Origin of the sequence: Streptomyces cacaoi (genome assembly GCF_006539165.1) — a bacterium.
Lineage (GTDB): Bacteria > Actinomycetota > Actinomycetes > Streptomycetales > Streptomycetaceae > Streptomyces > Streptomyces cacaoi.
Genome location: NZ_BJMM01000016.1, coordinates 21,793 through 47,483, shown reverse-complemented (window position 1 = coordinate 47,483; position 25,691 = coordinate 21,793). Strand labels below are relative to the sequence as shown.

Below are 25,691 nucleotides of genomic sequence, written 5' to 3'. Positions count from 1 at the left end.
TGCCTGTGCAGGGGCGCGCGGCCCCCGGCATCGTCCACGGTTTTCGTCCGGCCGACAGAATGGTCTGGCCGTCGGCGCAGGCACCCTACACAACGCCAACATAGGCGACCGCCGCCCGAGCTGTCCGCAATCCGCGCACCCGGAATTGCCCGGCGGCCTCCGCGCCCCGCACGGCTCACGCGCGGGGCGCGCTCGCGGGCGGAAGCGGTCAGGACCTGCGCACCGTCGCCTTGTCGATCACGACGGTGGCGTTGGGCAGGCTGCCGCCGGTCTGCGGATCCGGTGACACCCCGGCCTTCGCGATCTTCTTCAGCACGTCCATGCCCTGGGTGATCTTCCCGAACGGTGTGTAGTACGGCGGGAGTTCGCTGTCCTCGAAGACGAGGAAGAACTGGCTGCCGCCGGTGTCCTTGCCCTTCTTCGACCGCGGGTCGTACTCGTTGGCCATCGCGACGGTGCCCGCCGGATACGTGTTGCCCTTCAGCCGCTTGTCCTTGAGGTTCTCGTCCGGCAGCGTGTAGCCGGGCCCGCCCAGGCCGTTGCCCTTCGGGTCCCCGCACTGGAGCACGTGGATGCCCTGGTCGACCAGGCGGTGGCAGCGGGTGTGGTCGAAGAACTTCTCACCGGCCAGGAAGTCGAAGGAGTTGACCGTGTGCGGCGCCTTCGCGGCGTCCATCTCGATGTCGATCCCGCCGCAGGTGGTGTCCAGCCGCATCGAGTACGAGGCCGACTTGTCGATCTCCATGGCCGGTTCCTTCTTCCACTGCTTGCCGTTGGGCTCGCCCTTGGCGGGCTTGTCGCAGGGATCCGGCGCCTTGCTGGGGGTCGGCGAGTCCATCGGGTTCTCGGCGGCCTCGTCCTTCTCCTTCTCCTCGTCCCCGTTGAGCCCGCCGGACGCCGCGTAGGCACCGCCGGCCGCCAGGACGATCACCACCCCGACACCTATCGCGACATTGCGTATCCGCCGCCTGCGCCGGGCTTCCGCCTTGCGCTTCAGCTGACGCTCGAACTTCTCGCGGGCGAGCTGCTTCCTGCGCTGCTCACTGCTGACCACGGTCGCGTCTCCTTCGGGCCTCGTACGGGGGACTGCGGGGCTTCCGGGAACCCGGGGCCCCCGGGATCACGGCCAAGGGACCACAGGGGCCGGGCGAGGGGACCGGACCGGGCGCTGCCGGCCACCCGGCGCGGCCACGTACGGTATACGCCGGGGTACGGGTTCGACCCCCTCGGACCGGCGCCGGTAGGCTGGCGGTTGCCTGACAGGCGACACAGGTGCCCCGACGTCCTTCGACGTCACCGCCCGTGCCGCCGTTCCCGTTGCCGGACGAATGAAGGACGATCGTGCTCGTTGCCGGGTTCCCCGCCGGGGCCTGGGGGACCAACTGTTATCTGGTCGCCCCCGCCGCCGGTGAGGAGTGCGTGATCATCGACCCGGGCCACCAGGCCGCCCAGGGCGTCGAGGAGGCCGTCGCCAAGCACCGGCTCAAGCCGGTCGCCGTCGTCCTCACGCACGGCCACATCGACCATGTCGCCTCCGTCGTCCCCGTCTGCGGGGCCCACGACGTGCCCGCCTGGATCCACCCCTCCGACCGCTACATGCTGAGCGACCCCGAGAAGGGGATCGGCCAGATCATCGGGCAGCCGCTGATGGGCGAGCTGACGGTCGGCGAACCGGACGATCTCGTGGAGCTGACCGACGGTGCCACGCTGGAACTGGCCGGACTGCGGCTGGACGTCGCGCACGCCCCGGGCCATACCAAGGGGTCGGTGACCTTCCGGATGCCCGAGCAGGCCGACATCCCGCCGGTCCTGTTCTCGGGCGACCTGCTGTTCGCCGGCTCCATCGGACGCACCGACCTGCCCGGCGGCGACCCGGCGGAGATCCTCCACTCGCTGGCCCGCGTGTGCCTGCCGCTGGAGGACGAGACCGTGGTCCTCTCCGGGCACGGCCCCCAGACGACCATCGGCCGTGAGCGCGCCACCAACCCCTTCCTGCGGCAGGTGGCCGAGCACGGGCCGGGCGACGGCGGCACAGAGCGCGCCGCCGCCCCGCGACGAGGAATGTGACGAGACGCTTCGTGAGTACTTTCAAGGCCCCCAAGGGCACCTACGACCTGCTGCCGCCCGAGTCCGCCGACTTCCTCGCGGTCCGTGAGGCCCTCGCCCGGCCGCTGCGCAGGTCCGGCTACGGCTACGTCGAGACGCCCGGCTTCGAGAACGTCGAGCTGTTCGCGCGCGGTGTCGGCGAGTCCACCGACATCGTCACCAAGGAGATGTACACCCTCACCACCAAGGGCGGCGACGAGCTGGCCCTGCGCCCCGAGGGCACCGCCTCCGTGCTGCGCGCCGCGCTGGAGGCGAACCTGCACAAGGCGGGCAACCTCCCGGTGAAGCTGTGGTATTCGGGCTCCTACTACCGCTACGAGCGCCCGCAGAAGGGCCGCTACCGGCACTTCTCCCAGGTCGGCGCCGAGGCCATCGGTGCCGAGGACCCGGCGCTGGACGCCGAGTTGATCCTGCTGGCGCACGACGCCTACCGCTCGCTGGGGCTGCGCGACTTCCGCATCCTGCTCAACTCCCTCGGCGACAAGCGGTGCCGCCCGGCCTACCGGGCCGCGCTCCAGGAGTTCCTCCGCGGCCTCGACCTGGACGAGGACACCCGCGCCCGGATCGAGATCAACCCGCTGCGCGTCCTCGACGACAAGCGCGAGAGCGTGCAGCGGCAGCTGACCGGCGCGCCGATGATGCGCGACCACCTGTGCGAGGAGTGCAAGACCTTCCACGAGGAGGTGCGCTCGCTGCTCACCGACGCCGGTGTGGCCTTCGAGGACGACCCGCGGCTGGTGCGCGGGCTCGACTACTACACGCGTACCACTTTCGAGTTCGTCCACGACGGCCTCGGTTCGCAGTCGGCCGTCGGCGGCGGCGGGCGCTACGACGGGCTCTCGGAGATGATCGGCGGCCCGGCGCTGCCGTCCGTCGGCTGGGCGCTCGGCGTCGACCGCACGGTGCTGGCGCTCCGGGCCGAGGGCGTCGAGCTGGAACTGCCCGCCGCCACCGAGGTGTTCGCCGTCCCGATCGGCGAGGAGGCGCGCCGCCGGATGTTCGCCCTCGTCACGGCGCTGCGCCGGGAGGGTGTCGCGGCGGATCTCGCCTACGGCGGCCGGAGCATGAAGAACGCCATGAAGTCCGCCAACCGCTCGGGCGCCCGCTACGCGTTGCTGCTGGGCGAGCGCGATCTCGCCGAGGGCGTGGCCCAGTTCAAGGACCTCCACAGCGGGGAACAGACATCCGTCAGCCTCGATCGTGTGGTGGCCGAACTGACGGCGAAGCTGCGGTAACTCCCGGTGCCGTGCGGCAGAATGAGACCGCACGGACGGGACCGACGAGTAGGACGAAGAGCGCTATGACGACGACGGCACCCCTCGATACGGCGCGTACGGACGCGGATGGGCACAAGGGGGGTGCCGTCGGCGCGAGCCGCGCGTTCTCCTGGACGCTGATCATCACCGGCGCGGCCGGGCTGCTCGCGGCCTGGGTGATCACCCTGGACAAGTTCAAGCTCCTGGAGGACAAGAACTTCAAGCCCGGGTGCAGCATCAACCCCGTCGTCTCCTGCGGCAACATCATGGAGAGCGACCAGGCGTCCGCCTTCGGCGCGCCCAACCCCATGATCGGGCTGGTGGCCTACGGCATCGTCATCTGCGTCGGCGTCACGCTGCTGACCCGGGCCACCTTCCCCCGCTGGTACTGGCTCACCTTCAACGCCGGCTGCCTGTTCGGCGTCGGCTTCTGCACCTGGCTGATGTACCAGTCGCTGTACAACATCGGTTCGCTGTGCCTGTGGTGCTGCCTGGCCTGGGTCGCGACGATCATCATGTTCTGGTTCGTCACCGCGCACAACGTCCGCAGCGGCTTCCTGCCGGCCCCCGCCGGGCTGCGCTCCTTCGCCGACGAGTTCCCGTGGGTGCTGCCGGTGCTGCACATCGGCGTGATCGGCATCCTGATCCTGACCCGCTGGTGGAGCTTCTGGACCAGCTGACGCGCCCGGCGGCCGGCGGCCCGCCCCGGCTCGGCGTGCCCGCCCGGGCGGCACCGCTCACTGTGCGCCCCCGGCCGGCCCCGCCCGCACCGGCTGCCTCGGCGTCTGTCAGTCGTCTGGCTTAGGGTTTCGGCGTGGAGCCCGACCTTTTCACCGCCGCAGCAGAGGACCGACAGGCCAAGGAGCCCTCCGCCAGCCCGCTGGCGGTGCGGATGAGGCCACGCAGCCTGGACGAGGTCGTCGGCCAGCAGCATCTGCTCCGCCCCGGATCGCCGCTGCGCCGGCTGGTGGGCGAGGGCGGCGCGGGCCCGGCCGGTACGTCCTCGGTGATGCTGTGGGGCCCGCCGGGCACCGGCAAGACCACGCTCGCCTATGTCGTCAGCCAGGCCACGGACAAGCGGTTCGTGGAGCTGTCCGCGATCACCGCGGGCGTCAAGGAGGTCCGTGCCGTCATCGACGGCGCCCGGCGCTCGTCCGGCGCCTACGGCAAGGACACCGTCCTCTTCCTCGACGAGATCCACCGCTTCAGCAAGGCCCAGCAGGACTCCCTGCTGCCCGCCGTTGAGAACCGCTGGGTCACCCTCATCGCCGCGACGACGGAGAACCCGTACTTCTCGGTGATCTCCCCGCTGCTGTCCCGCTCGCTGCTGCTCACCCTGGAGCCCCTCACCGACGACGATCTGCGCGGGCTGCTGCGCCGCGCGGTGAGCGCCGAGCGGGGGCTGTCCGGCGAGGTGACGCTGCCGCAGGACGCGGAGGATCATCTGCTGCGGATCGCGGGCGGTGACGCGCGCCGGGCGCTGACGGCGCTGGAGGCCGGCGCCGGGGCCGCACTGGCCAAGGGCGAGCCGGAGATCTCCCTGTCCACCATCGAGGAGGCCGTCGACCGCGCGGCGGTCAAGTACGACCGCGACGGCGACCAGCACTACGACGTGGCCAGCGCGCTGATCAAGTCCATCCGCGGTTCCGACGTCGACGCCGCGCTGCACTATCTGGCGCGCATGATCGAGGCGGGCGAGGACCCGCGGTTCATCGCGCGCCGTCTGATGATCTCGGCCAGCGAGGACGTCGGCATGGCCGACCCGACGGCGCTTCAGACGGCGGTGGCCGCCGCACAGGCCGTCGCGATGATCGGTTTCCCGGAGGCCCGGATCACCCTCGCCCAGGCCACGGTCGCGCTCGCGCTGGCGCCCAAGTCGAACGCGGCCTATCTCGCGGTCGACGCCGCGCTGGCGGACGTCCGCGCGGGCCTCGCCGGCCCCGTCCCGCCGCATCTGCGCGACAGCCACTACAAGGGTTCGCAGAAGCTGGGCCACGGCCAGGGCTACCAGTACCCGCACGACCTGCCGGGCGGTATCGCCGCACAGCAGTACGCACCGGACGCGGTGCACGGCAAGCGGTACTACGAGCCGACGCGGTACGGCGCGGAGGCGCGGTACGCCGAGGTCGCCGAGCGGGTCCGGGCCCGGCTGCGCGGCGAGGCGGAGTGAGCGTGCGCCGCTGAGCCGCGCTGCTGTTCCGTGCCGCTGAATCGCGCCGCTGAGCCGCGCTGTTGCTCGGTGCCGCTGAGCCGCGCCGCTGTGCCGTGTCGCCGCGGCCGTTCAGCCGGCGGCGGTGAACAGCGCGTGCATGGCGTGCCGCAGCTCGGGGACGCCGCCCACCGGCTCGGGGAAGTCGTAGCGCGCGTCCATGCATCCGGCCTCGGCGGACCAGCCGCGCACCCGCAGCCCGAAGCGGTCCAGCGCGAGCGGCGCGACCGTCTCTCCGGCCCGGCACAGGCACAGCGCCCTGATCTGTTCGCCGTGCGCCGAGGCGAGGTGCTGGAGCAGTTCGGCCTCGTGCGGCGCGAGGGGGTCGGGAGCGGCGGCGGCGAACTCGTCCGGCTCGACGCCCTCGGCGCCCCACAGATCGTCGACGTACGCCTCGCCCACCTCCAGGCGCAGCATGCGCCGGGCCGTACCGGCGGCCGGGACGGAGGGATGCGCCTGCGCGAGCAACCGTGCGCAGGCGGCGCGCTCCTCGCCGCGGACGGGGGTGAGCCAGCCGGCCACCCAGGCGCGGCCGCGGATGCGGTGCGGCACCGAGACGGGTGCCACATCCGTGATCTCCATCACCGCCGCCAGGTCGTCGTCCTGTGCGTAGGCGCAGGCCCTGGCCTCGGGGGAGTCGGCCGGGACCAGCACAATCACGTCCCCGTCCGGGGTCACGGCGCGTGCCGCGCAGTCTCCGTCGCCGGGTGTTCCGGGACCGGCCTCGGCTCCGGGAATGGTCAGCACGGCCGATACGCTGGACTGCACGAGAGTTCGTACGCGCTCGGCGGCGGTCGGTTGCCGGGCGTCTTCCATGGGACGCGGCTGTTCCCCCTCGGCGTCGGTGCCGGGCAGGGAAATCCCAGGTCGAAACATGCGTACTCCTCAGCTAAGGTAAGCCTCACCTAACTTACACGGAGGTCCGTTCAACGTGAACCAGTCGCGTCCCAAGGTCAAGAAGTCGCGTGCCCTCGGCATCGCGCTGACCCCGAAGGCCGTCAAGTACTTCGAGCAGCGCCCCTACCCGCCGGGTGAGCACGGCCGGGGCCGCAAGCAGAACAGCGACTACAAGGTCCGTCTGCTGGAGAAGCAGCGCCTGCGCGCGCAGTACGACATCAGCGAGAGCCAGATGCGCCGCGCCTACGACCGCGCGCGCAAGACCGGCGGCAAGACCGGTGAGGCGCTCGTCGTCGAGCTGGAGCGCCGGCTCGACGCGCTCGTGCTGCGTTCCGGCCTGGCCCGCACGATCTACCAGGCGCGCCAGATGGTCGTGCACGGCCACATCTCGGTCAACGACCGGAAGGTCGACAAGCCGTCCTTCCGGGTCAGCCCCGACGACGTGGTGATGGTCCGCGAGCGCAGCCGCAGCAAGCACCCGTTCCAGGTCGCCCGTGAGGGTGGCTACGCGGGCGAGGGCGAGACCCCGCGCTATCTCCAGGTCAACCTCCAGGCGCTGGCGTTCCGCCTCGACCGGGACCCGAACCGCAAGGAGATCCCGGTGGTCTGCGACGAGCAGCTCGTCGTCGAGTACTACGCGCGCTGAGTCCGCCTCCGGACGGGCCCGCCTTCAGCCCGCCTGCCTTCCGTCGGGGCCACCCGGCGGCGGCACGGCGGGCTGCGGCCTGTCCGGAGCCGGTGCGCCCGGTGCGAGCGGTCCGGCCGGGCCGCCCGCCGGTACCGCCCGCATCCCGGCCCGGCCCTCCAGCACCGTGCTGTCGACGACGGTGAGCAGCCCCAGTTCCCTGCCGCGGGTGAACGCCGCGCGGTAGACGACGCTGCCCAGCGTGTCCGCCAGCTGCGCACGCGCCGCCTGGGTCAGCTCCTCGAAGTGCCGCGAGCCGAAGCGCTGCGCGCTCAGCAGCCGCCAGCCGCCCTCGGCCGCGCCCATCATGGTCGCCGCCCACTCGGGGTCCTCGTCCGCCGTCAGCGGGGCGAGATGTTCCAGCGCCATCGCCAGCCCCAGGATGTCGTGGAACTCCCGCTTGATGGCCAGGCACTCGGCCGTCAGCTCCCGCGCGGTGTCCCGCTCGCCGCGCGCCATGTGCACCCACGCCAGCAGGCACAGCGCATACGACTGCGCCCACCGCTCGCCCCGGTCCGCCGCCAGCTCCCGGGCCTCCTCGCACATCTCCAGCGCGGTCTCCAGCTCACCGTCGAAGGCGTACGCCATCGCCAGCTCGACCTGTGCCAGCACGACCAGGGCCGACAGCTCACCGAGCCGCCGGAACCGCTCCAGCGCCTGGTGCAGCAGCCCGATCGCCCGCGGCACCTCGTCGTTGAGCACGGCCAGCCCGCCGAGCATCTGGAGCGCGTACGCCGCCGAGATCTCGTCCCCCTCGGCCTCGCTCAGCTCCCGGCACTCGTGCAGCGCCGCGAGCGCCGCCGTCCTGCGCCCCCGCACCAGCAGGACGAGCCCGGAGACCCACAGCGCCTTCGCACGCGCCCGCGGCTGGCTGTCCTCGCGGGCGAGCGCCCGGTCCAGCCAGTGCTGCCCCTCGGCCACCCGGCCGCAGCCGACCCAGTAGAACCACAGCGTGGCCGCCAGATACTGCACGGAGTGCGCCTCCTGCGGGTCGGCCAGGCTGTACTCCAGCGCGAGCCGCAGATTCGGCAGCTCGGTCTCCACCCGCGCGGTCACCTCGGCCTGCCGGGGCCCGAACCAGTCCAGCTCGCACCAGGTGGCCAGGCCCAGATACCAGTCGCGGTGCCGCCGGCGCAGCGCGTCGGCCTCGCCCAGCTGCTCCAGCCAGCCGGCGCCGTACTCGCGGACGGTCTCCAGCATCCGGTAGCGGGCCTGCCCGTCGCGGTCCGGCCCGTCGTCGCGCACCAGCACGGACTGGGCGACGAGTTCGTCGAGGGCGCCCAGCACCTGCTCGGCCGGGAGCGTCTCGTCCGCGCACAGGTACTCGACGGCCTCCAGCCCGAAGTCCCCGGCGAAGACGGACAGCCGGGCCCACAGCAGCCGTTCGGGCGCGGTGCACAGCTCGTGGCTCCAGCCGATCGCGGTGCGCAGCGTCTGGTGGCGGGGCGGTGCGCTGCGGCTGGTCCCGGCCAGCAGCCGGAACCTGTCCTCCAGGCGGTCCACGATCTGTTCCAGCGAGAGCACCCGCAGTCGCCCCGCGGCCAGTTCGACGGCCAGCGGGATGCCGTCCAGCCGGCGGCACAGCTCGGTGACGGCCCCGTCCGGCGGAGGCGGTTCGGGCAGCACGGCGCGGGCCCGCTCGGTGAACAGCGCCACGGCCTCGTCCACCGGCATGGGTGCCAGGGTGAACACCTGCTCGCCCTCGGTCTCCAGCGGGCGCCTGCTGGTCGCCAGGATGCGCAGTCCCGGTGCGCGGCGCAGCAGCGCGTCCGCGAGCCCGGCGCACTCGGCGACCAGGTGTTCGCAGCCGTCCAGCACCAACAGGGCCTCGCGGTCTTCGAGATGACGCAGCAGCGCCGAGCGCGGAGCGCGTACAGTGCCACCGCCGAGGCCGAGCGCCTCCGCCACGGTGTGGTCGAGCAGGGCTCCGTCCCGCAGGGCCGAGAGCCCGGCGAGCCATACGCCGTCGAAGAAGCGATCCTGCAACCGCCCCGCAGCCCGTACGGCGAGCCGTGACTTGCCCACACCGCCGACTCCCGTGACGGTCACCAGCCGCGACCGGCCGACGGCCGAGCACACCGCGTCGAGTTGGGGCGCCCGCCCCACGAAACGGTTGAGCTCGGCGGGGAGCCGGCCGCCCGCCCGGGTGCGCGGGGAGGTGCGGGCACCCTCGTCGGACGGACCGGAATGCTCGAAGGATCGCATGAGACACGGAGCGTACTGGCCTGTTTGCTGACCGTACAATCGCCCGGACCGATGACAGCACCCGCCGCGTACCCCCGCGTTCACGCCCAGGAATGCGGTACGGAGGGGTCCGTACGGCGCGATAAGGTCGTAGCTCATCCGCCGTCGCGGTCGGCCAGCCGGCGAGCGGCGGCCCGAGACCGAGGGAAGCGGTGCAGCGTGTCCGGAGGAGAAGTGGCCGGCCTGCTGGTGGCCGTCTTCTGGGCGATCCTGGTGTCATTCCTCGCCGTGGTGCTGGTGAGGCTCGCACAGACGCTCAAGGCGGCGACGAAGCTGGTGACGGGAGTGACGGAGCAGGCGGTCCCCCTGCTGGGAGAGGCGTCGGCCACCGTCCGCTCCGCACAGAGCCAGCTGGAGCGGGTGGACGCCATCGCCACGGACGTCCAGGAGGTCACCTCCAACGCCTCGGCGCTCTCCTCCACCGTCTCGACCGCGTTCGGCGGCCCCCTGGTGAAGGTCGCCGCGTTCGGCTACGGCGTGCGCAGGGCCCTGGGCCGCAAGAAGACCGAGGGTGCAGCGCAGACCGGCGGCGTGGTCGTCGGCCGCACCGTGCCCGCCGCCCGGCGCGGCCGCAAGCGCGGAAGGGGCTGAGGCCGCCGTGTTCCGTCGCGCCTTCTGGTTCACCACCGGCGCCGCAGCCGGGGTGTGGGCAACCACCAAGGTCCAGCGCAAGATCCGCAGCCTCGCGCCGGACGCGCTCGCCGTGCGGGCCGCCGGCAAGGCCGTCGAAGGCGGCCACCGGCTGCGGGACTTCGCCCTCGACGTCCGCGCCGGCATGGCGCAGCGCGAGACCGAACTCAAGGACGCGCTGGGCCTGTCGGCGCCGGCCGAGCCCCCGCGGGACGAGCTGCCCGCCCGGCCCGGCCCCCGTCAGCTCGGTGCCGTCCGGCCGGGCCGGCCGATCCCCTCCACCTACACGTACGACCGGAAAGAGGACCACTGATGGAGTCGGCTGAAATCCGCCGCCGCTGGCTGCGCTTCTTCGAGGAGCGCGGGCACACGGTCGTGCCGTCGGCGTCGCTGATCGCCGACGACCCGACCCTGCTGCTCGTCCCCGCGGGCATGGTCCCCTTCAAGCCGTACTTCCTGGGTGAGGTCACCCCGCCGTGGAAGCGCGCCACCAGCGTGCAGAAGTGCGTGCGCACGCCGGACATCGAGGAGGTCGGCAAGACCACCCGGCACGGCACGTTCTTCCAGATGTGCGGCAACTTCTCCTTCGGCGACTACTTCAAGGAAGGCGCCGCGAAGTTCGCCTGGGAGCTGCTCACCACCGCGCAGGACGAGGGCGGTTACGGCCTCGACCCGGAGCGCCTGTGGATCACGGTCTACGAGAACGACGACGAGGCCGAGCGCATCTGGCGCGACGTCGTCGGCGTCCCGGCCGAGCGCATCCAGCGGCTCGGCAAGGACGAGAACTACTGGGACATGGGCGTGCCCGGCCCGTGCGGCCCCTGCTCCGAGATCAACTACGACCGCGGCCCGGAGTTCGGCCCCGAGGGCGGCCCCGCGGTCAACGACGAGCGCTACGTGGAGATCTGGAACCTGGTCTTCATGCAGTACGAGCGCGGCCCCGGCGAGGGCAAGGAGTACCCGATCCTGGGCGATCTGCCCAGCCAGAACATCGACACCGGGCTCGGCCTGGAGCGCCTGGCGATGATCCTCCAGGGCGTGCACAACATGTACGAGATCGACACCTCGCGTGCCGTGATCGACAAGGCCACCGAACTCACCGGCATCGCCTACGGCGCCGCCGAGCAGACCGATGTCTCGCTGCGCGTCGTCTCCGACCACATCCGCACCTCCGTGATGCTCATCGGCGACGGCGTCACCCCCGGCAACGAGGGCCGCGGCTACGTGCTGCGCCGCATCATGCGCCGGGCCATCCGCAACATGCGGATCCTGGGCGCGACCGGACCGGTGGCCGAGAGCCTCATCGACGTCGTGATCAAGACGATGGGCCAGCAGTACCCGGAGCTGATCACCGACCGGAAGCGCATCGAGACCGTCGCGCTCGCCGAGGAGGCCGCCTTCCTCAAGACGCTCAAGGCCGGCACCAACATCCTCGACACCGCCGTCTCCGAGACGAAGCAGGCCGGCGGCTCGGTCCTCCCCGGCGACAAGGCGTTCCTGCTGCACGACACCTGGGGCTTCCCCATCGACCTCACGCTGGAGATGGCGGCCGAGCAGGGCCTCAGCGTCGACGAGCGGGGCTTCCGCCGGCTGATGAAGGAGCAGCGGGAGCGGGCCAAGGCGGACGCCCGGGCCAAGAAGACCGGCCACGCGGATCTGTCGGCCTACCGCGAGATCGCCGACAGCGCGGGCGCCACCGACTTCACCGGCTACGCCGCCACGGAGGGCGAGACGAGCATCGTCGGCCTCCTCGTCGACGGCGTCTCCGCGCCGGCCGCACACGAGGGCGACGAGGTCGAGGTCGTCCTGGACCGCACCCCGTTCTACGCCGAGGGCGGCGGCCAGCAGGCGGACACCGGGCGGATCCGGCTGCACAGCGGCGCCGTCATCGAGGTCCGCGACGTGCAGCAGCCGGTGCCGGGCGTCAGCGTGCACAAGGGCAGCGTGCAGGTCGGCGAGGTCACCGTCGGTGCCTCCGCCTTCGCGCAGATCGACGCCACCCGCCGCCGCTCCATCGCCCGCGCGCACAGCGCGACGCACCTGACGCACCAGGCGCTGCGCGACGCGCTCGGCCCGACGGCCGCGCAGGCCGGTTCGGAGAACGCGCCGGGCCGCTTCCGCTTCGACTTCGGCTCGCCGGCCGCCGTGCCGGGCACGGTGCTCACCGACGTCGAGCAGAAGATCAACGAGGTGCTCTCCCGCGAACTCGACGTGCACGCCGAGTACATGGCCATCGACGAGGCCAAGAAGCAGGGCGCGCTCGCGGAGTTCGGCGAGAAGTACGGCCAGACGGTGCGCGTCGTCACCATCGGCGACTTCTCCAAGGAGCTGTGCGGCGGCACGCATGTGCACAACACTTCGCAGCTGGGCCTGGTCAAGCTGCTGGGCGAGTCCTCGATCGGCTCCGGCGTGCGCCGCGTCGAGGCCCTGGTCGGGGTGGACGCCTACCAGTACCTGGCGCGCGAGCACACGGTCGTCTCGCAGCTGACGGAGCTGGTCAAGGGCCGTCCCGAGGAGCTGCCCGAGCGGATCTCCGGGATGCTGACGCGGCTGAAGGAGGCCGAGAAGGAGATCGAGCGCTTCCGCGCCGAGAAGGTGCTCCAGGCCGCCGCCGGGCTCGCGCAGGGCGCGAAGGACGTGCGCGGTATCGCACTGGCCGCCGGACGGGTGCCGGACGGCACCTCGGCCGACGACCTGCGCACGCTGGTGCTCGACGTACGGCAGCGGCTCGGCAGCCGTGCCGGTGTCGTCGCGCTCTTCGCCGTCAGCAACGGCCGTCCGCTCACGGTGATCGCCACCAACGAGGCGGCGCGCGAGCACGGGCTCAAGGCCGGTGACCTGGTGCGTACCGCGGCCAAGACGCTGGGCGGCGGCGGTGGCGGCAAGCCGGACGTCGCGCAGGGCGGCGGCCAGAACCCGGAGGCCGTGGACGAGGCGATCGCGGCCGTCGAGCGCCTGGTGGCCGACGCCGGAGGCAACGCCTGATGACGCTGCGGCGCGGCAGACGCCTCGGCGTCGACGTCGGGGACGCCCGGATCGGGGTCGCGAGCAGCGACCCCGACGGGGTCCTCGCGACCCCGGTCGAGACGGTGCCGGGGCGTGACGTCCCGGCGGCGCAGCGGCGGCTGGCGGCCCTCGTCACGGAGTACGAGCCGCTGGAGGTTGTCGTCGGCCTTCCCCGTTCGCTGCACGGCGGGGAGGGCCCGGCCGCGGCGAAGGTCCGCGGCTTCGCCGAGCAACTGGCGAAAAACATCACACCGGTTCCGGTCAGACTCGTCGACGAGCGCATGAGCACGGTCACGGCCGCGCAGGGCATGCGGGCCTCGGGAGTCGGCTCCAAAAAGGGACGTTCGCGTATCGACCAGGCGGCAGCGGTCGTCATTTTGCAGAGCGCGCTGGAGACCGAACGGGTATCCGGCCGTCCTCCGGGCCAGTGCGTCGAAGTGGTTGTCTGATCGCGGTACGGTAACGTGCCGCGCGATACGGCAGCCGATGAACGGCATTCGCACACGTCCCGGACAACTCCGGCACACGGCCGGACCCTCTGAGAACCGGCTGTCGCCACGCGTTCACAAGGGGATCGATGACTGAGTACGGCCGGGGACATGGCCCCCAACCGTGGCACCCTGATGACCCCCTCTACGGGGACCAGGGGTGGAGCGGCAGCCATCCGACCGGGTACCCGGCCGACTGGGACGCCGCGCAGCAGGGGGCCGTCGCCGGTCATCCCGGATACCCGGACCCGGCCGGTGCTCAGCAGCAGGCGTACCAGCCGTACCCCCCGCAGCAGGCCGTGCCGCAGTACGGCGGCTGGGACGGGGGCGCGGCCGGCCATCAGCAGGTCTACGACCCCTCGGGATACGGCCAGGCCGGCGCCGATCCGTACGGTGTGCCGCCCGCCGACCCGTACGGCATGGGCGACCAGCAGTTCCTCCACACACCGCCGCACGGCCACCCGCAGAGCTACGAGCCGCACGACCCCTACGCACCCCAGTACGACCCGCACCACCAGCAGTTCCAGCAGGCCCCGCAGCAAGCTCAGCAGCAGGCCCAGCAGATGCAGCCCCAGCAGGGGCATCCGCCGCAGTACCAGCAGGACGTGTACGCGTACCCGCAGGCACACCCGCAGCCGCACGAGCAGGCCGTCGCCCAGCCCGCAGCGCCCGCACCCGCGCACGCCGACCCGGAGACCGGCTGGGACCCCGGCCCCGACCAGGGCGAACACGCCTTCTTCGCGGACCGTGACGAGGACGACCGGCGCTTCTTCGACGACGCGGACGACGGGGACGACGAGGGCGACGACGCCAGGAACCGGCGCGGAGGCGGCAAGAAGCGCAGCGGAGCGGCCTGCGCCGTGGTCTCGCTCGCGCTCGTCGCGGGTGTCGGCGTCGTCGGCTATTTCGGCTACGACTTCTACCAGTCGCACTTCGCCGCGGCCCCGGACTACTCGGGCGGGGGCTCGGGCGAGGTCATGGTCGAGATCCCGGACGGCGCCTCGGTGGCCGACATGGGCACCGTCCTCAAACGCGAGGGCGTCATCAAGAGCGCCGGTGCCTTCACGGAGGCGGCCGAGGACAACAGCAAGGCGCAGAGCATCCAGCCGGGCACCTACACCCTGCGCAAGCGGATGTCCGCCGCCGAGGCCATGAACATGATGCTCGCCCCCTCCAGCCAGAACGGGCTGATCATCGCGGAGGGGTGGCGGGCGAAGAAGGTCTACGAGGAGATCGACAAGAAGCTCGACGTGCCCGAGGGCACCACGGCGAAGGCCGCGAAGAGCGAGGATCTGGGCCTGCCGAAGTGGGCGGACGGCAAACCGGAGGGCTTCCTCTTCCCGTCCAGGTACAGCGTCGGCAAGAACAGCGAGCCGGCGGATGTGCTGCGGCGGATGGTCAAGCGGGCCGAGGCCGAGTACACCAGGACGGGGCTGGAGGAGCAGGCGAAGAAGGCCGGCAAGACGCCCGCCGAGGTCGTCACCATCGCCTCGCTCATCCAGGCCGAGGCCCAGCAGGACCACGAGTTCGGCAAGGTGTCCCGCGTCATCTACAACCGGCTCGACAAGAACATGCACCTCGGCTTCGACTCGACGATCAACTACGCGATGGGCCGCTCGACGCTGAACACCTCCGTCGACGACACCCGCTTCCCCTCGCCGTACAACACCTATCTGCACTACGGCCTGCCGCCCGGGCCGATCGGCAACCCCGGGCACCAGGCGATCGAGGCGGCGCTCAACCCGACCAAGGGCGACTGGCTGTACTTCGTCACCGTGAAGCCCGGCGACACCCGGTTCACGGACAGCGAGTCCGAACACCAGAAGAACGTGCAGGATTTCAACCGCGAGCAGCGCCGGCAGCGGTAGCGCGCGCCGGGTGCGCCGGTCCGGGGGCGCGGAGCGGGGGCCGCCTGACGCGTTGTAGGTTCCGGGGCGTCACTGCGGAACCGAGACGAGGAGATGGGCGAGCGATGCCCGAGCCGGCGCACGAGCAGACAGAGCAGCAGGGGACCGGCGGGGGAGCGGCGCGCTCCGGCGCGTGGCGTGCCGCCGTACTCGGCTCGCCCATCGCGCACTCCCTCTCGCCGGATCTGCACCGGGCCGCCTACGCCGCGCTCGGCCTGCGGGAGTGGACGTACGAGCGGCACGAGGTGGACGAGGACGACATCGGCGGTTTCCTGTCCGGCCTGGGCACCGGCTGGGCGGGGCTGTCGCTGACGATGCCGCTGAAGCGGGCCGTCATCCCGCTGCTGCACGAGATCAGTGCGACCGCTGCCTCCGTCGAGGCCGTCAACACCGTCGTGTTCACCCCGGAGGGGCGGCGGCTGGGGGACAACACGGATATCCCCGGCATGGTCGCCGCGCTGCGGGAGCGCGGGGTCGAGCGGGTGGACGGTGCGGCCGTGCTCGGTGCGGGCGCCACCGCGTCCTCGGCGCTGGCGGCGCTCGCCCAGATCTGCGACGGCGAGGTCACCGCGTATGTGCGCAGCGAGCAGCGGGCCCGGGAGATGCACGGCTGGGGCGAGCGGCTCGGGGTGCGGGTGCGTACGGCGGACTGGACCCGTGCCGCCGAGGGGCTGCGGGCGCCGCTGGTGATCTCGACGACCCCGGCCGGCGCGACCGACGGTCTGGCCCAGGCCGTGCCCGAGCGGGCCGGCACGCTCTTCGACGTCCTCTACGACCCGTGGCCGACGGCGCTCGCCCGGGCATGGCACGGGCCCGTGGTCGGCGGCCTCGATCTGCTGGTGCACCAGGCCGTGCTCCAGGTCGAGCAGATGACCGGCCGCCGTCCGGCGCCGCTGGCGGCGATGCGGGCGGCGGGTGAGGCGGCGCTGCGCGCGCGCACGGCCGGATAGCCGCCGGGCCGGACGGGGCGGGGCTCTCCGCACGGATGCGGAACGTCCGGTTTCCTGCGCGCGGCCCCGTTCTGTCCGGATCCCGGGCCGTCGACAGGCCGTACGGCCGGACGTGGCAGGATCGGGGAGCAGTCACGGAGAGGGGCCGCTCTGCGGCCGAGAGGAGCACACCGTTGAGCAGGTTGCGCTGGCTGACCGCGGGGGAGTCGCACGGACCCGCACTCGTGGCGACGCTGGAGGGTCTTCCGTCCGGCGTCCCCGTCACCACCGACATGGTGGCCGACGAGCTCGCCAGGCGGCGGCTCGGGTACGGGCGGGGCGCCCGGATGAAGTTCGAGCGTGACGAGGTCACCTTCCTCGGCGGTGTCCGCCACGGGCTCACCCTCGGCTCCCCGGTCGCGATCATGGTCGGCAACACCGAGTGGCCGAAGTGGGAGAAGGTCATGGCGGCCGACCCGGTGGACCAGCAGGAGCTGGCCGAACTCGCGCGCAACGCGCCGCTGACCCGCCCCCGGCCCGGCCACGCCGACCTCGCCGGCATGCAGAAGTACGGCTTCGACGAGGCCCGCCCCGTGCTGGAGCGGGCCTCCGCCCGGGAGACGGCGGCGCGGGTCGCGCTGGGCACCGTCGCACGCTCCTACCTGCGGGAGACGGCCGGGATCGAACTCGTCTCGCACGTCGTGGAACTGGGCGCGGCGAAGGCCCCCTACGGCAGCGTGCCGGCGCCCGGCGACGTCGCCCGGCTGGACGCCGACCCGGTGCGCTGCCTCGACGAGGACGCGAGCGCGGCGATGGTGGCCGAGATCGACCAGGCGCACAAGGACGGCGACACCCTCGGCGGCGTCGTCGAGGTCGTCGCGCACGGCGTGCCCGTCGGCCTCGGCTCGCACGTCCACTGGGACCGCCGGCTGGACTCGCGGCTGGCCGGGGCGCTGATGGGCATCCAGGCGATCAAGGGCGTGGAGCTGGGCGACGGCTTCGACCTGGCGCGGGTGCCCGGCTCGCAGGCGCACGACGAGATCCTGGCGCCCGAGGAGCCCGGCGGCGGCATCCGGCGTGCCTCCGGCCGCTCCGGCGGCACCGAGGGCGGGCTGTCCACCGGCGAACTGCTGCGGGTGCGCGCCGCGATGAAGCCGATCGCGACCGTGCCCCGCGCGCTGGCCACCGTCGACGTCCGGACGGGCGAGGCGAGCAAGGCGCACCACCAGCGCTCCGACGTGTGTGCCGTGCCGGCCGCCGGCATCGTCGCCGAGGCGATGGTCGCGCTGGTGCTGGCGGACGCGGTCGCCGAGAAGTTCGGCGGCGACAGCGTCGGCGAGACCCGCAGGAACGTGACCGGCTTCCGCGAGAACCTGGAGATCCGGTGACCGGCCCGGCCGTCGTCCTCGTCGGCCCCATGGGCGTCGGCAAGTCCACCGTGGGCGCGCTCCTCGCCGAGCGGCTCGGGGTGACCTGCCGGGACACCGACCAGGACATCGTCGAGACGGCCGGCAAGCCGATCTCCGAGATCTTCCTCGACGAGGGGGAAGGGCACTTCCGCGAGCTGGAGCGGGCCGCCGTGCGGACCGCGCTCGCCGAGCACTCCGGGGTGCTCGCGCTGGGCGGCGGCGCGGTGCTCTCCGAGGAGACCCGCGCGCTGCTGGCCGCGCACCCGGTGGTGTTCCTGGAGATGGACGTGTCCGAGGCCGTCAAGCGGGTCGGGCTCGACGCGCCCCGGCCGCTGCTGCTGATCAACCCGCGGCAGCAGTGGCGCACGCTGATGGAGGAGCGCCGGCCGCTGTACACCGAGGTGGCCCGCGCCGTCGTCAGCACCGACAACCGCACGCCCGAGGAGGTCGCGGACGAGATCCTCGCCGCGCTCGGCCTCGACACCCCACAGCCGGAGAAGCAGCAATGACCAGCCAGGACTCCTCCCTCACCCGGATCGCCGTCGGCGGCAGCGCCGGCACCGCGCCCTACGACGTCCTCATCGGCCGGCAGCTGCTCGGTGAGCTGCCCGCACTGATCGGGCAGAGCGCCCGCCGCGTCGCCGTGCTGCACCCTGAGGCGCTCGCCGAGACGGGCGAGACCCTGCGCGCCGACCTCGCCGACCAGGGCTACGAGGCGATCGCCGTCCAGCTGCCCAACGCCGAGGAGTCCAAGACGGCCGAGGTCGCCGCCTACTGCTGGAAGGCGCTGGGGCAGACCGGCTTCACCCGCACCGATGTGATCGTCGGCGTCGGGGGAGGGGCCACCACGGACGTGGCGGGCTTCGTGGCGGCCACCTGGCTGCGCGGGGTGCGCTGGATCGCCGTGCCGACCACGGTGCTGGCCATGGTGGACGCGGCCGTCGGCGGCAAGACGGGCATCAACACCGCCGAGGGCAAGAACCTGGTGGGCGCCTTCCATCCGCCGGCCGGTGTGCTGTGCGACCTGGCGGCGCTCGACTCGCTGGGCACGCACGACTACGTCAGCGGCCTCGCCGAGATCATCAAGGCCGGGTTCATCGCCGACCCGGTGATCCTCGACCTCGTCGAGCAGGACCCCGAGGCCGCCCGCAGCCCGCGCGGTCCGCACACGGCCGAGCTGATCGAGCGCTCGATCCGCGTCAAGGCCGAGGTGGTCTCGGAGGACCTCAAGGAGTCCGGCCGCCGCGAGATCCTCAACTACGGCCACACCCTCGGGCACGCCATCGAGAAGAACGAGCGGTACAACTGGCGGCACGGCGCGGCCGTTTCGGTCGGCATGGTGTTCGCCGCCGAGCTGGGCCGGATCGCCGGGCGCCTGGACGACACGACGGCCGACCGGCACCGCGCGGTGCTGACCTCGGTGGGGCTGCCGGTCACCTACCGGGGCGACCAGTGGCCCAAGCTGCTGGACACCATGAAGGTCGACAAGAAGTCCCGGGGCGACCGGCTGCGCTTCATCGTCCTCGAAGGGCTCGCCAAGCCGACCGTGCTGGAGAGCCCGGACCCGGCCATGCTGCTGGCCGCGCACGCCGAGATCGCGGACTGACGTCCGCACGGCGCCGGCCGCGCGTGCCCCCGCGCGGCCGGCGCCGCCCCGCTCGCCCCCCGCCGCCGGAACCCGTCCACCGGTGGCGGAGAGGAAGCGGAACCGCCGGACACCCCCGCTGCGTCGGGCACTCGGGGGCCGCTTCGGCCGTTCGTACGGTGACGGCCCGGAGAGGTACCTTCGGTGTCCGAAAAACACACGGCGTCGGCCTCGCGGCGCCCGCACACGTGAGACGGAGTGGGGTCCGGATGCAGCACAGCGGTGCCCATGGCGCCTACGGAGGTCCCCGGGCCACCCAGTGGCCCGCGCCTCCCCCCGGCACCTTCCCCCCGGGGGTCCCCGCGCACCCGCATCCTCCGCACCCGCCGCACCCCGCGCAGGCGGCCCAGCCTCCGCAGCAGCCGCCGCACGAGCCCTCCCCGCAGCAGCAGGGCCGGCCGCCCGGTCCGCCGCCGCCTCCGCACCCGGGCCCGGCACAGCAGCATCAGCCGCCGCCACCCCCGCAGCCCCCGCACCCCCGGCACCAGCCGCATCCGGCACCGCCGCAGCAGCAGCCCGCGGCCCCCGCATCCGGCGCGGCGCCGCTGGCCGCCACCGAGACCACCGGGCACATCAAGCTGCCGTCCGGCGCTCCCGTGCAGGTGCCGGCGCCCGGCGCCACCCCGGCACAGCTCGACGGCACCCGCGCCGCCGTCGCCGTGCTGCTCATCGGCCCCGCCGGTGCCGGCAAGACGACGGTCGCCCGGTACTGGGCCGAGCACCGGGCGGTCCCCACCGCCCACATCAGCCTCGACGACGTCCGCGAGTGGGTGCGCTCCGGCTTCGCCGATCCGCAGACCGGCTGGAACGACAACTCCGAGGCGCAGTACCGCCTCGCCCGCCGCACCTGTGGCTTCGCCGCCCGCAACTTCCTGGCCAACCACATCTCCTGCGTCCTGGACGACGCGGTCTTCCCGGACTGGCCCGTCGTCGGCCTCGGCGGCTGGAAGCGGCACGTCGGGCCCGGACTGATTCCGGTCGTCCTGCTGCCCGGCCTGGAGGTCGTGCTGGAGCGGAACGCCCAGCGCAGCGGCAACCGGCGGCTGTCCGACGAGGAGGTCGCGCACATCCACGGCCGGATGGCGGGCTGGTACGGCTCCGGTCTGCCGATCATCGACAACTCGCACCGGGACGTGGCCGAGACGGCACACATGCTCGACAGCGCCGTCGCCCGCAGCCTCGCCAGCCCCGTCCGCTGGTAGCGCGCGCCGAGGGCGTCCGCGGGGCCGGCCGCCGTGCGCCCGCGGACGCCCGTGCCGCGGCCGGATGTCGCCCGCACGGCCCCTCCCGGACGGCCCGTCCGCACCCGAATGCGTACGCTCGGCGTATGTCAGAGGTGCATGTGTCCCGCCGCGCACGACTGCGCGACCGCTGTGCGGCGAGCACGGCCCACGACGGCCCGGCCGACGCCGTGCTCGTCTCCAGCCCGTCCAACGTCCGCTATCTGACCGGCCGTGCGGTCCAGGGCGGCGTCCTGCTGCTCGGACCCGACGGTCACGACACGCTCTTCTGCCCGCCGGGCGAGAGCGCGGGCGGCGCCCATCCCGCCGACGATCTGCGCGAGGCGGCCCCGCCGGCGGACGCAGCGCAGACGGAGCCCGGCACCGCCGCCGGCGTCCCGTCCGGCCCGGCCGATGCTGCGCCCGCCGGGTCAGCCGGGTCAGCCGGGTCAGCCGGGTCAGCCGGTTCCGCCGGGGCCGCCGGGGCCGCCGGGGCCGCCGGGGATGCAGCCGTGGCCGCCGCCCGGCTCGCCGCCGAGAGCGGGGCCCGGGCGCTGGCCGTCGAGGAGCACCATCTGACCGTCGCCCGGCACCGGGCGCTCGGTGCGGCGGCCCCCGCGCTGCGTCTGGCCGACCTCGGGCTGGCGGTCGAACAGCAGCGGCTCGTCAAGGACGAGGAGGAGATCTCCGCGCTGCGTGTGGCAGCCGAGATCACCGATCAGGCGCTCGGCGAGCTGCTGGAGTCGATCCTGGTCGGCCGCACCGAGCGGCACCTCGCGCTGGAGCTGGACCGCCGGCTGATCGACCACGGCGCCGAGGGCCCGGCGTTCCCCACCTCGGTGGCGACGGGCCCCCACTCCGGCCTGGCCGGGCACCGGCCGACCGACCGGCGCGTGGAGGAGGGGGACTTCCTCACGGTGCGGTTGGGCGCCCGCTACCGCGGCTACCGCTGCCAGATCGGCCGGACGTTCGTGATCGGTACGGCGCCCGACGACTGGCAGATCGAGCTGTACGACCTGGTCTTCGCGGCGCAGCGGGCCGCCCGCGAGGCCCTGGAGCCGGGCGTGGAGTGCCGTGAGGTGGACCGGGCGGCCCGGCAGGTGCTGGAGGGCGCGGGCTACGGTCAGGCGCTGGGTTCGACCACAGGTCAGGGGGTGGGCCTGGAAATCGGTGAGGACCCTCGGCTGTCACCTGCGGCCATGGGTAAACTGGACGCTTGTGTGCCGGTCACCGTCGAGCCGGGGGTCCATCTCCCGGGCAGGGGCGGCGTCCGGATCGACGACACGCTCGTCGTTCGCCCGCAGGCGGACGGCGGACCCGAGCTACTCACCATCACGACCAAGGAGCTGCTCGCCCTCTAGCCCCGTACGCGGGGCTCAGCCCACGGGCCGTCACGGGGCGCGGGCACGCGCCCTGGTCTCCGCAGCAGCAGTCTCAGGAGATTCCGCGACCGTGGCATCCACGAACGACCTCAAGAACGGCATGGTGCTCAAGCTCGACGGCGGCCAGCTCTGGTCGGTTGTCGAGTTCCAGCACGTCAAGCCCGGCAAGGGCCCCGCTTTCGTCCGCACCAAGCTGAAGAACGTGCTCTCCGGCAAGATCGTCGACAAGACGTTCAACGCCGGCACGAAGGTCGAGACGGCCACCGTGGACCGACGTGACATGCAGTTCTCGTACATGGACGGCGACTACTTCGTCTTCATGGACATGCAGACCTTCGACCAGCTCCACGTCGACCGCAAGACCGTCGGCGACGCGGCCAACTACCTCATCGAGGGCTTCGACGCCACGGTGGCCATGCACGAGGGCGAGGTCCTCAACGTCGAGCTGCCGGCCGCCGTCGAGCTGGTCATCAAGCACACCGAGCCCGGTGTGCAGGGCGACCGCTCCACCGGCGGCTCCAAGCCCGCCGAGCTGGAGACCGGTTACGAGATCCAGGTCCCGCTGTTCATCACGACCGGCGAGAAGATCAAGGTCGACACCCGCTCCGGCGAATACCTCGGCCGGGTGAACAGCTAACCGTGGCTGCCCGCAACAAGGCCCGCAAACGCGCCTTCCAGATCCTCTTCGAGGCCGACCAGCGCGGTGCGGACGTCCGAACCGTGCTCGCGGACTGGCTGCGGCACGCACGGACCGACACCCGGCAGCCGCCGGTCTCCGAGTACACGATGACGCTCGTCGAGGGCTACGCGGACAACGCGGCCCGCATCGACGAGCTGCTCGGGACCTACGCGGTGGGCTGGACCCTCGACCGCATGCCCGACGTCGACCGCAGCATCCTGCGGCTCGGCGTCCAGGAGCTGCTGTGGGTGGACGACGTGCCCGACGCCGTCGTCCTCGACGAGGCCGTTCAGCTCGCCAGGGAGTTCTCCACCGACGAGTCCCCGGGCTTCGTCAACGGCCTGCTGGGCCGGCTGAAGGAACTGAAGCCGACGCTTCTGCGCTGAGCCGGTCCCACGACGCACGACGGGGCGCCCCTTCGAGGAGGGGCGCCCCGTCGTATGTGCTGCCGTCCGGCCCCGCGGGGGCGGGGAGGTTCAGACGTCCTCGTGCGAGACCGCGCGGCGGGCGTCGGCGTCCAGGACGCCCCAGCTGATGAGCTGCTCGGTGAGGACGGAGGGCGACTGGTCGTAGATGACCGCGAGCGTGCGCAGGTCGTCCTGCCGGATCGAGAGGACCTTGCCGTTGTAGTCCCCGCGCTGCGACTGGATCGTGGCGGCGTACCGCTGGAGCGGGCCCGCCTTCTCGGCCGGCACGTGGGCCAGCCGCTCCAGGTCGAGGACGAGCTTCGGCGGCGGCTCGGCGGCCCCGCCCGGCGTGGTGCCCGGCAGCAGCTCCTGCACCGGCACCCCGTAGAAGTCCGCCAGTTCGGCCAGGCGCTGGACGGTCACGGCCCGGTCGCCGCGCTCGTACGAACCCACCACGACCGCCTTCCAGCGGCCCTGGGACTTCTCCTCGACACCGTGGAGGGAGAGGCCCTGCTGGGTGCGGATGGCGCGGAGCTTCGCTCCGAGCTGTTTGGCGTATTCGCTGGACATATGGCTCCCCGGAGGCTGTTTCGCTGAGCGGCGACGCCGCGCGCTTGGTAACTCACTGTGAGGTTACGCAGCGTAATGTGCCGCGTCAAGCCGAGGGGGTCCAGACGGCTGGCACCCACCCCCGGCGGGGTCTTCGACGGGCCCCTGGTAGCGTTGACCGACGACAAACCGACGTCCTTTAAGGCCCGTCCCGTGAGGCGGGGAAGGAGGTCCGATTCTTCATGGACGACAGCAGCGCCCACGGCAGCCCGGAGTCTGCCGGGTCCGCACAGCCCGCTCCGGCCCGCCCCGTACTGGAGGCGCCGGACATCGCGCGGGTCCTCACCCGCATCGCCCACGAGATCGTCGAGCGCGCCAAGGGCGCCGACGACGTGGTGCTTCTCGGTATCCCCACCCGCGGGGTCCACCTCGCCGGACGGCTGGGAGCCAAGCTCGAAGAGATCACCGGCCGCACGGTTCCGGTCGGTTCGCTCGACATCACGATGTACCGCGACGACTTGCGGATGGGTCCTCCGCGCGCCCTCGCGCGCACCGAGATCCCGGCCGAGGGGGTCGACGGCTCGCTCGTCGTGCTCGTCGACGACGTCCTCTACTCCGGCCGCACGATCCGTGCCGCGCTCGATGCGCTCGGTGACATCGGGCGACCGCGGGCCGTTCAGCTCGCCGTGCTCGTCGACCGCGGTCACCGGGAGCTTCCGATCCGCGCCGACTATGTCGGCAAGAACCTGCCCACCTCCCAGCGGGAGACCGTCCGGGTGCAGCTCGCCGAGGAGGACGGCCACGACGGCGTCCTGCTGGGCGCGCGCGCCGCGCAGGACGCCGGACAGCTCGCCGACGACGCCCGGCACGGCGGCAACGCCCCCGCGGGCTGACCCCAGCCGCCCCGGCCCCCGCACGTCTCCCACGTCCGGGGTGCCTTCGCACGTACCCGCCCGCGCCCCCCGGCGCCCGCTGCGCCTGCGCGCGCCCGGTGCCCACCCGTATCCCTGCATGGAAGGCACGAGGCAACAGATGAAGCGCCACCTCATCTCGGCCGCCGACCTCACCCGCGACGACGCCGTCCTGATCCTCGACACCGCGGAGGAGATGGCCCGGATCGCCGACCGGCCGATCAAGAAACTGCCGACGCTGCGCGGCCGCACCATCGTCAACCTGTTCTTCGAGGACTCCACCCGGACCCGGATCTCCTTCGAGGCCGCCGCCAAGCGGCTGTCCGCCGACGTCATCAACTTCTCGGCGAAGGGCTCCTCCGTCTCCAAGGGCGAGTCCCTCAAGGACACCGCGCTCACCCTGGAGGCCATGGGTGCCGACGCCGTCGTCATCCGGCACGGCGACTCCGGCGCCCCGCACCGGCTCGCCACCTCCGGCTGGATCGGCGGATCCGTCGTCAACGCCGGCGACGGCACGCACGAACACCCCACCCAGGCGCTGCTGGACGCCTTCACGCTGCGGCGCAGGCTCGTCGGGCAGGAGGGCGCTGACCTCGCCGGGAAGCGGGTCACCGTCGTCGGCGACATCCTGCACAGCCGGGTCGCCCGCTCCGACGTCCGGCTGCTCAGCACCCTGGGCGCGCACGTCACGCTCGTCGCACCGCCGACGCTCGTGCCCTACGGGGTGGAGAGCTGGCCGTGCGAGGTCTCCTATGACCTGGACGCCGTGCTGGACACCTCGGACGCCGTGATGATGCTGCGGGTCCAGCGGGAGCGGATGAACGCCGCCTTCTTCCCCACCGAGCGCGAGTACGCCCGCCGCTACGGGCTGGACGGCGAGCGGATGGCCCGGATGCCCGAGCACGCCGTCGTCATGCACCCCGGGCCGATGAACCGGGGAATGGAGATCACCGCGCAGGTCGCCGACTCGCCCCGCTGCACCGCCGTCGAGCAGGTCACCAACGGGGTCAGTATCCGGATGGCGGTGATGTACCTGCTGCTCGGCGGGTCGTCGCCGTCCGGACCGTCGCCGTCCACCACCCAGGAGCCCGGCATGCAGCACCGCGCCGGCAGCAGCGAGGAGAACAACTGA

At 72.6% G+C, this 25,691-nt stretch carries 24 protein-coding genes; 20 read left to right on the top strand and 4 right to left on the bottom strand.

The features are described from left to right. Positions 1-208 precede the first annotated feature (208 nt). Positions 209-1,054 carry a peptidylprolyl isomerase gene (locus SCA03_RS16775; protein WP_030875599.1) on the bottom strand — a complete coding sequence of 282 codons (846 nt, stop codon included), beginning with the start codon at positions 1,052-1,054 and terminating at the stop codon, positions 209-211. Positions 1,055-1,341: 287 nt separating this feature from the next. Between SCA03_RS16775 and SCA03_RS16770 the strand changes: the two genes are divergently transcribed. The 4 genes from SCA03_RS16770 to SCA03_RS16755 all read left to right on the top strand — a co-directional run bounded on the left by SCA03_RS16770 (position 1,342) and on the right by SCA03_RS16755 (position 5,532). Next, complete coding sequence (locus SCA03_RS16770; RefSeq protein ID WP_030875601.1) at positions 1,342-2,067, top strand: MBL fold metallo-hydrolase; 726 nt, start codon at positions 1,342-1,344, stop codon at positions 2,065-2,067. Between the two features lie 11 nt (positions 2,068-2,078). Continuing rightward, entirely contained in the window at positions 2,079-3,341 is a 1,263-nt protein-coding gene (gene hisS, locus SCA03_RS16765) for a histidine--tRNA ligase (protein WP_030875603.1), read from the top strand. A 65-nt stretch (positions 3,342-3,406) separates the two neighbouring features. Next, a complete protein-coding gene (locus SCA03_RS16760) occupies positions 3,407-4,042 on the top strand; it encodes a vitamin K epoxide reductase family protein (RefSeq protein ID WP_030875605.1) in 636 nt (211 codons plus the stop codon). Positions 4,043-4,176: 134 nt separating this feature from the next. After that, the gene (locus SCA03_RS16755) at positions 4,177-5,532 is read left to right on the top strand and encodes a replication-associated recombination protein A (protein WP_030875608.1); all 1,356 of its coding nucleotides are present in this window, start codon (positions 4,177-4,179) and stop codon (positions 5,530-5,532) included. Positions 5,533-5,643: 111 nt separating this feature from the next. Here the strand turns inward: SCA03_RS16755 and SCA03_RS16750 are convergent, their stop codons facing one another. Continuing rightward, positions 5,644-6,447, bottom strand: a complete 804-nt coding sequence (locus SCA03_RS16750) for a hypothetical protein (protein WP_030875610.1) — start codon at positions 6,445-6,447, stop codon at positions 5,644-5,646. A 55-nt stretch (positions 6,448-6,502) separates the two neighbouring features. Here SCA03_RS16750 and rpsD point away from each other — a divergent pair, with 55 nt between their 5' ends. Next, on the top strand, positions 6,503-7,114 hold the full coding sequence (gene rpsD, locus SCA03_RS16745; protein WP_030875614.1) for a 30S ribosomal protein S4: 612 nt from the start codon (positions 6,503-6,505) through the stop codon (positions 7,112-7,114). Positions 7,115-7,138: 24 nt separating this feature from the next. Here rpsD and SCA03_RS16740 read toward each other — a convergent pair whose 3' ends face one another. Continuing rightward, a complete protein-coding gene (locus tag SCA03_RS16740) occupies positions 7,139-9,358 on the bottom strand; it encodes an ATP-binding protein (RefSeq protein ID WP_086814529.1) in 2,220 nt (739 codons plus the stop codon). A gap of 198 nt (positions 9,359-9,556) precedes the next feature. Here SCA03_RS16740 and SCA03_RS16735 point away from each other — a divergent pair, with 198 nt between their 5' ends. The 13 genes from SCA03_RS16735 to nusB all read left to right on the top strand — a co-directional run bounded on the left by SCA03_RS16735 (position 9,557) and on the right by nusB (position 23,078). Then, positions 9,557-9,988 carry a DUF948 domain-containing protein gene (locus SCA03_RS16735; protein ID WP_078872767.1) on the top strand — a complete coding sequence of 144 codons (432 nt, stop codon included), beginning with the start codon at positions 9,557-9,559 and terminating at the stop codon, positions 9,986-9,988. A 7-nt stretch (positions 9,989-9,995) separates the two neighbouring features. Then, entirely contained in the window at positions 9,996-10,340 is a 345-nt protein-coding gene (locus tag SCA03_RS16730; RefSeq protein ID WP_030875622.1) for a DUF6167 family protein, read from the top strand. After that, positions 10,340-13,012, top strand: a complete 2,673-nt coding sequence (gene alaS / locus SCA03_RS16725) for an alanine--tRNA ligase (protein WP_030875626.1) — start codon at positions 10,340-10,342, stop codon at positions 13,010-13,012. Before SCA03_RS16730 ends, alaS begins: the two co-directional genes overlap by 1 nt. Next, positions 13,012-13,482, top strand: coding sequence for a Holliday junction resolvase RuvX (gene ruvX / locus SCA03_RS16720; RefSeq protein WP_030875629.1), 471 nt, complete (start codon positions 13,012-13,014; stop codon positions 13,480-13,482). Before alaS ends, ruvX begins: the two co-directional genes overlap by 1 nt. Before the next feature lie 128 nt (positions 13,483-13,610). After that, a complete protein-coding gene (mltG, locus tag SCA03_RS16715) occupies positions 13,611-15,389 on the top strand; it encodes an endolytic transglycosylase MltG (RefSeq protein ID WP_086814528.1) in 1,779 nt (592 codons plus the stop codon). Between the two features lie 104 nt (positions 15,390-15,493). Then, a complete protein-coding gene (locus SCA03_RS16710; protein WP_086814527.1) occupies positions 15,494-16,378 on the top strand; it encodes a shikimate dehydrogenase in 885 nt (294 codons plus the stop codon). A 173-nt stretch (positions 16,379-16,551) separates the two neighbouring features. Continuing rightward, complete coding sequence (gene aroC, locus SCA03_RS16705) at positions 16,552-17,745, top strand: chorismate synthase (protein WP_030875638.1); 1,194 nt, start codon at positions 16,552-16,554, stop codon at positions 17,743-17,745. Further along, on the top strand, positions 17,742-18,275 hold the full coding sequence (locus SCA03_RS16700) for a shikimate kinase (protein WP_030893233.1): 534 nt from the start codon (positions 17,742-17,744) through the stop codon (positions 18,273-18,275). Before aroC ends, SCA03_RS16700 begins: the two co-directional genes overlap by 4 nt. Beyond that, entirely contained in the window at positions 18,272-19,372 is a 1,101-nt protein-coding gene (aroB, locus tag SCA03_RS16695) for a 3-dehydroquinate synthase (protein ID WP_086814526.1), read from the top strand. The genes SCA03_RS16700 and aroB overlap by 4 nt, the downstream gene beginning before the upstream one ends. Positions 19,373-19,620: 248 nt before the next feature. Beyond that, positions 19,621-20,613, top strand: coding sequence for an AAA family ATPase (locus tag SCA03_RS16690; RefSeq protein WP_030893234.1), 993 nt, complete (start codon positions 19,621-19,623; stop codon positions 20,611-20,613). Positions 20,614-20,738: 125 nt separating this feature from the next. Continuing rightward, positions 20,739-21,992 carry an aminopeptidase P family protein gene (locus tag SCA03_RS16685; RefSeq protein WP_086817505.1) on the top strand — a complete coding sequence of 418 codons (1,254 nt, stop codon included), beginning with the start codon at positions 20,739-20,741 and terminating at the stop codon, positions 21,990-21,992. A gap of 91 nt (positions 21,993-22,083) precedes the next feature. Beyond that, positions 22,084-22,650 (top strand): elongation factor P, encoded by a 567-nt coding sequence (efp, locus tag SCA03_RS16680; RefSeq protein WP_030875649.1) that lies wholly within the window; start codon positions 22,084-22,086, stop codon positions 22,648-22,650. A gap of 2 nt (positions 22,651-22,652) precedes the next feature. Further along, a complete protein-coding gene (gene nusB / locus SCA03_RS16675; RefSeq protein ID WP_030875651.1) occupies positions 22,653-23,078 on the top strand; it encodes a transcription antitermination factor NusB in 426 nt (141 codons plus the stop codon). Positions 23,079-23,168: 90 nt separating this feature from the next. Here the strand turns inward: nusB and bldD are convergent, their stop codons facing one another. Beyond that, positions 23,169-23,669 (bottom strand): transcriptional regulator BldD, encoded by a 501-nt coding sequence (bldD, locus tag SCA03_RS16670; RefSeq protein WP_030875652.1) that lies wholly within the window; start codon positions 23,667-23,669, stop codon positions 23,169-23,171. A gap of 221 nt (positions 23,670-23,890) precedes the next feature. Between bldD and pyrR the strand changes: the two genes are divergently transcribed. Together pyrR and SCA03_RS16660 are read left to right on the top strand one after the other, a co-directional pair. After that, positions 23,891-24,541: a bifunctional pyr operon transcriptional regulator/uracil phosphoribosyltransferase PyrR gene (gene pyrR / locus SCA03_RS16665; RefSeq protein WP_030875655.1), complete on the top strand. Its 651-nt coding sequence runs from the start codon at positions 23,891-23,893 to the stop codon at positions 24,539-24,541. A 139-nt stretch (positions 24,542-24,680) separates the two neighbouring features. Further along, positions 24,681-25,691: an aspartate carbamoyltransferase catalytic subunit gene (locus SCA03_RS16660; RefSeq protein ID WP_030893240.1), complete on the top strand. Its 1,011-nt coding sequence runs from the start codon at positions 24,681-24,683 to the stop codon at positions 25,689-25,691.

Bases quoted from the DNA above. Each gene is read 5' to 3' on its own strand.
- SCA03_RS16740 (WP_086814529.1), bottom strand. From the start codon at position 9,358: ATGCGATCCTTCGAGCATTCCGGTCCGTCCGACGAGGGTGCCCGCACC.
- SCA03_RS16685 (WP_086817505.1), top strand. From the start codon at position 20,739: ATGTCAGAGGTGCATGTGTCCCGCCGCGCACGACTGCGCGACCGCTGT.
- SCA03_RS16690 (WP_030893234.1), top strand. From the start codon at position 19,621: ATGCAGCACAGCGGTGCCCATGGCGCCTACGGAGGTCCCCGGGCCACC.
- aroB (WP_086814526.1), top strand. From the start codon at position 18,272: ATGACCAGCCAGGACTCCTCCCTCACCCGGATCGCCGTCGGCGGCAGC.
- SCA03_RS16710 (WP_086814527.1), top strand. From the start codon at position 15,494: ATGCCCGAGCCGGCGCACGAGCAGACAGAGCAGCAGGGGACCGGCGGG.
- SCA03_RS16760 (WP_030875605.1), top strand. From the start codon at position 3,407: ATGACGACGACGGCACCCCTCGATACGGCGCGTACGGACGCGGATGGG.
- bldD (WP_030875652.1), bottom strand. From the start codon at position 23,669: ATGTCCAGCGAATACGCCAAACAGCTCGGAGCGAAGCTCCGCGCCATC.
- SCA03_RS16660 (WP_030893240.1), top strand. From the start codon at position 24,681: ATGAAGCGCCACCTCATCTCGGCCGCCGACCTCACCCGCGACGACGCC.
- mltG (WP_086814528.1), top strand. From the start codon at position 13,611: ATGACTGAGTACGGCCGGGGACATGGCCCCCAACCGTGGCACCCTGAT.
- alaS (WP_030875626.1), top strand. From the start codon at position 10,340: ATGGAGTCGGCTGAAATCCGCCGCCGCTGGCTGCGCTTCTTCGAGGAG.
- SCA03_RS16750 (WP_030875610.1), bottom strand. From the start codon at position 6,447: ATGTTTCGACCTGGGATTTCCCTGCCCGGCACCGACGCCGAGGGGGAA.
- ruvX (WP_030875629.1), top strand. From the start codon at position 13,012: ATGACGCTGCGGCGCGGCAGACGCCTCGGCGTCGACGTCGGGGACGCC.
- pyrR (WP_030875655.1), top strand. From the start codon at position 23,891: ATGGACGACAGCAGCGCCCACGGCAGCCCGGAGTCTGCCGGGTCCGCA.